This window comes from Syntrophomonas sp. UBA1041 (assembly GCF_002316705.1).
Taxonomy (GTDB): domain Bacteria; phylum Bacillota; class Syntrophomonadia; order Syntrophomonadales; family Syntrophomonadaceae; genus DTU019.
The window spans coordinates 3472-8083 of the sequence record NZ_DCEA01000004.1 but is presented as its reverse complement, the minus strand read 5'-3'; the positions used below and the strand labels follow the sequence as shown (position 1 = coordinate 8083).

The window sequence follows — 4612 nt, the reverse complement described above, 5'->3', positions numbered from 1 at the left end:
GATACGGTCATCCGTCCCAATACCATTATTGAAGGCGATACCGTGATCGGCCCGGAATGCGATATAGGCCCGGCGGTGAGAATCAGCGATACGGTTGTCGGCCGCAAAGTTGTGATGGAGACAGCTAGAGTCATAGATTCCCATATTGGAGATCAATGTACTATTGGACCGTTTGCCTACCTGCGTCCGGGAACCAGATTGGGCAAAGGGGTTAAGGTAGGCGATTTCGTTGAAATAAAAAATTCTACGGTTGGGGAAGGCAGTAAGATTCCACATCTGAGTTATGTGGGCGATGCCCAGGTGGGAACCGGTGTTAATGTCGGCGCCGGGACCATCACCTGCAACTACGACGGGGCCAACAAATCCCCGACCTTTCTCGAAGATGGTGTTTTTATCGGCAGTAATACCAACCTGGTAGCACCCATCAGGATTGGCAAGAATTCAGTAACCGGAGCAGGGTCAACCATAACCCGGGATGTTCCCCCCGACAGCCTGGCAGTGGAACGTGCCAAGCAAAGAGTCATCAAGGGCTGGTCCAGAAAAACCAAAGACGATCAGGAGGTAACAGAGTAATGAAAGTGTCCAGATGGCGTATGAAGCTGTTTACTGGCAATGCCAACACCGCACTGGCGCAGGCTATCGCAAAGTATCTGGGCATCCCGGTTGGGGACGCCAAGGTGACTAGATTTTGTGATGGTGAAATTGGATGCGAAATAGATGAGAGTGTGCGTGGTGTAGATGTCTTCGTGGTTCAACCTACCTGTTCGCCGGTTAATGACAATTTGATGGAACTCTTGATCATGATCGATGCCTTTAGACGGGCCTCGGCTTCACGCATTAACGCTGTAATTCCTTACTATGGGTATGCCCGTCAGGATCGCAAAAGCCGGGCCAGAGATCCTATCACCGCCAAACTGGTGTCCAATCTGATCGTAGAAGCTGGTGCTCAGAGGGTGGTGGCAGTAGACCTGCATGCCAATCAGATTCAGGGATTCTTTGATATACCGGTTGATCACCTCCCCGGGGTTCCCACCATCGCCGAATACTTAAAGCGCAAGCAGTTCGGTGATCAGGCAGTGGTGGTTTCCCCCGACGTAGGGGGTGTGACCCGTGCCCGCGACCTGGCCGCCAAACTGGGAGCACCGCTGGCGATTGTGGATAAACGCCGGCCAGCCCCGAATCAGCTGGAAATAATGAATGTTATCGGTGATGTTAATGGTAAACATGTCATAATAGTTGACGACATCATCGATACCGCCGGTACCATTTGCGAGGCTGCCCGGGCCATGGTGGAAAAAGGCGCCCGCGAAGTATACTGTTGCTGTACCCATCCGGTATTTTCGGGACCCGCGATTGAACGCCTGGCTGCTGCACCTTTTAAGGAGATAGTGGTTACCAATACTATTCCACTGGCTCAGGGCAAAACACTTCCCAACATGACGGTCTTGTCTATCGCCCCCTTGGTTGGAGAAGCCATATTGAGAATACATGAGGATCTTTCGGTAAGCAAACTTTTCGAAGTATAAGAAATACGGGTCGCGCCAACTCCGGCCTGTGCCGGAGTTTTTTATTGGGCAAATAAGCTATAATAAATAAATGGATTACGGTTGCGGGGTGCGGTGAAGATGAAATTGGTGGTTGGCCTGGGGAATCCGGGCAAAAGGTATAGTGAGACCCGACATAATCTGGGCTTCAAAGTTGTCAATGAATTGGCCCGGCGCCATCGGATCGAGAAGGAGGAAAACCGGTTTGATGCGATTGTTGGCCACTGCCGGATGAATGCGGAAAAAGTCTTGCTTCTGAAGCCCTTGACATATATGAACCTGAGCGGCAAAGCGGTTCAGCCCTTGATGCGGTTTTATAAAATTGATCTGCAAGATCTGGTGGTGATTTATGATGATATGGATCTGCCCCCCGCCGCGTTGCGTATCAGGGCTACCGGCGGCAGCGGAGGGCACAAGGGAGTCGCATCCATTATTGAGATGCTGGGCTGTCAGGATTTTGCGCGTATCCGCATTGGAATCGGCCGTCCCCCCCATGGCGTGGTGGAATGGGTATTATCAACACCTCTCCCCGAAGAAAGACCTGATTTGGAAGCCGCAGTTAACAATGCAGCAGATGCAGTGGAGTCTTGGGTAAAAGAAGGTCTGCTCAAAGCCATGAACCGATTCAACTAGCCCCGTATAATCACCTGACGCTATAGGGGACAATATCAATAAAAATAATGTCAGGGGGCTGACAGAATTGAAGATTTATCATACCTGTGAGTGTTGTGGCCGCATCCACAAGACCTCGGAAATTGAAGGCCAAACCGGCATTGTTGAGTTGTATGACCTCTGCCAGGAGTGTGCCGAGGAAATTGGGGTAGTTCCGGTTCAAAATCAGGGAAGCGGCCGGCATTATTATAATTGAAAAGCCTGAAATTTTTAGGATCTATGGTTCTTCAGGCAACCGATTGTAAATATGATATCAGTATGAAGACTGGAATAATCAGTGGAGGCTATCTACAGCGTCCACCTTTGTGTATGGGGGAACGGAGATTGGATAACAGGTTGATCACTGAAGTTTTTAAACACCTGCAAACCCGGCAGAATGTGGTCTTAAGCGGCCTTGCCGGCAGCGGCAAAGCTTATTTTCTGCAGCAGCTGGTAAAGGTTGCAGCGGGGAAATGTCTGTGCCTGGTGCCCGGTGAAGAAAAAGCCTATGATTTGCGGGGGCAGCTGCGGGTTTTTACAACAGACGATCATATTCATCTGTTCCTGGGACGTGACTTTGTATTTCTCAAAGAGAACTACTCCCAGGCGGAAGGGAGCAGAGTGTCGGCCTTGCAGGAGTGCCTCTATCACACGCGCCGCAATGGTTTTATAATCTGTACCCCCGCATCTTTTATGCATTACATGATGCCGCCCCAACAGATGATGAACAAGACCATCAAAATAAACCAGACCCAGGACTATTCCCGCGATCAGCTGCTGAGAGAGCTGGTCGGCATAGGTTACCGCCGGGTGGCCGTTGTGAACCAACCCGGAGATTTCTCGGTCAAGGGCGGAATTGTTGATATTTATCCGCTGGGGGCATCAACCCCTTATCGCCTGGAGTATTTTGGCGACATGGTCGAATCAATACGACGTTTTTCTACTGATAGCCAGCGTTCAGCGGGACGTGAAAAGCAGGTTTTCATACCCCCGGCAGATGAGCTCAGCGGCTCGCTGGAGGCCACTCTTCTCGACTATCTGCCTGAGCAGGCGGTGCTGTTTATTGACGAACCGCGGGATTTTATCAAGTCATATCAGAAAAACCTGCGCGGTTATCGAGAAACCATTAAGGAAGCCCATAAGCAGACCCAGGCGGTCAGAGCATTGCCGCTGCTCGGTGTAGATGCCTTGCAAGGACTTCTCAAGGCCAGGCCGGCCGTATATCATTCCTTTTTTCCTGGGAATATTCCCCAGGTCACCACTGCCATGCTGCACCATTTTGCCCAACAGGATATGGAGCCGTTTTACAGCGATGAAGACAAACTGATAGCACGTCTCAAAGAATGGCATCACCGGGGGTTTGAGATTAAATACGCAGTCAGGGCCCGCAGAACCAGGGAAAAGTTGCAGGCCTTATTGCTGGATAATGAACTGCCCCGGCCTGAGTTCATAGACAACCCGTCCGGAAAAGGATTCATCAGTTCGGATTTTAAGGTGGTATTGCTGACGGAGCGGGATATCTGGGGCCGGGTCAAAACGCGCCAGGCCGCCCGCAAGAGCCAAAGCAATCAGGAAAGGATATTGTTAGAAGAACTGACCACCGGGGACTATATCGTACATGAACATTACGGGATTGGAATCTTTCGGGGAATCACCCAGGTGGAGCAGCACGGCGTGACCCGGGAGTATATCCTGCTCCAGTATGCAGGAACCGACCGGTTATATTTGCCGGTGGAAAAACTGGACGTTTTGTATAAATATAATGCTCCCGAAGATAAAAATCCCCGGCTCAGCAAATTGGGCGGCACAGAATGGGAGCGCACCAAAGCCCGGGTGGCGCAGTCTATCCAGGAAATGGCGGAAAAACTCCTGGTTTTGTATGCCAGCCGCCAGGCCCGGGAGGGTTACGCTTTTTCCAAAGACACCCCCTGGCAGCAGCAATTTGAAGACGACTTCAACTACCAGGAAACCCCGGATCAAATCCGGGCCATACAAGATGTAAAACGCGACATGGAAAGCCCGCGGCCGATGGACCGCCTGATATGCGGCGATGTAGGCTATGGTAAGACTGAAGTGGCCATGCGGGCTGCTTTTAAGGCGATAATGGACGGCAAGCAGGTTGCAGTCTTAGTGCCCACCACTGTATTGGCAGAACAGCATTATAATACATTTAAAGAGCGATTTCGCAGCTTCCCCGCTGAAATCGAAGTGTTGAGCCGGTTTAAAACCTCAGCCGAGCAGAAGCGGGTAATTGCTGATGTTAAAAAGGGCCTGGTAGATATCGTCATCGGCACCCATCGTTTGCTGTCCATGGATGTGGGCTATAAGGATTTGGGCCTGCTGATCGTTGATGAAGAGCATCGTTTTGGAGTGGCGCAAAAAGAGAAAATCAAGATGTTCAAAGAGATGGTGGATGT

Annotated in this window: 5 protein-coding genes; all 5 read left to right on the top strand. The window is 50.9% G+C overall.

The window, feature by feature from the left end:
* Positions 1–573, top strand: a 573-nt coding sequence (locus B2633_RS01190; protein ID WP_483168712.1) for a DapH/DapD/GlmU-related protein, incomplete at its 5' end; no start/stop codon positions are given.
* Positions 573–1526 carry a ribose-phosphate diphosphokinase gene (locus B2633_RS01185; protein ID WP_481042106.1) on the top strand — a complete coding sequence of 318 codons (954 nt, stop codon included), beginning with the start codon at positions 573–575 and terminating at the stop codon, positions 1524–1526. The genes B2633_RS01190 and B2633_RS01185, both read left to right, overlap by 1 nt.
* A 99-nt stretch (positions 1527–1625) precedes the next feature.
* Positions 1626–2177 (top strand): aminoacyl-tRNA hydrolase, encoded by a 552-nt coding sequence (pth, locus tag B2633_RS01180; protein WP_481042108.1) that lies wholly within the window; start codon positions 1626–1628, stop codon positions 2175–2177.
* Between the two features lie 67 nt (positions 2178–2244).
* On the top strand, positions 2245–2412 hold the full coding sequence (locus B2633_RS01175) for a hypothetical protein (protein WP_481042110.1): 168 nt from the start codon (positions 2245–2247) through the stop codon (positions 2410–2412).
* A gap of 128 nt (positions 2413–2540) precedes the next feature.
* Positions 2541–4612, top strand: a 2072-nt coding sequence (locus tag B2633_RS01170) for a DEAD/DEAH box helicase (RefSeq protein ID WP_483168711.1), incomplete at its 3' end; no start/stop codon positions are given.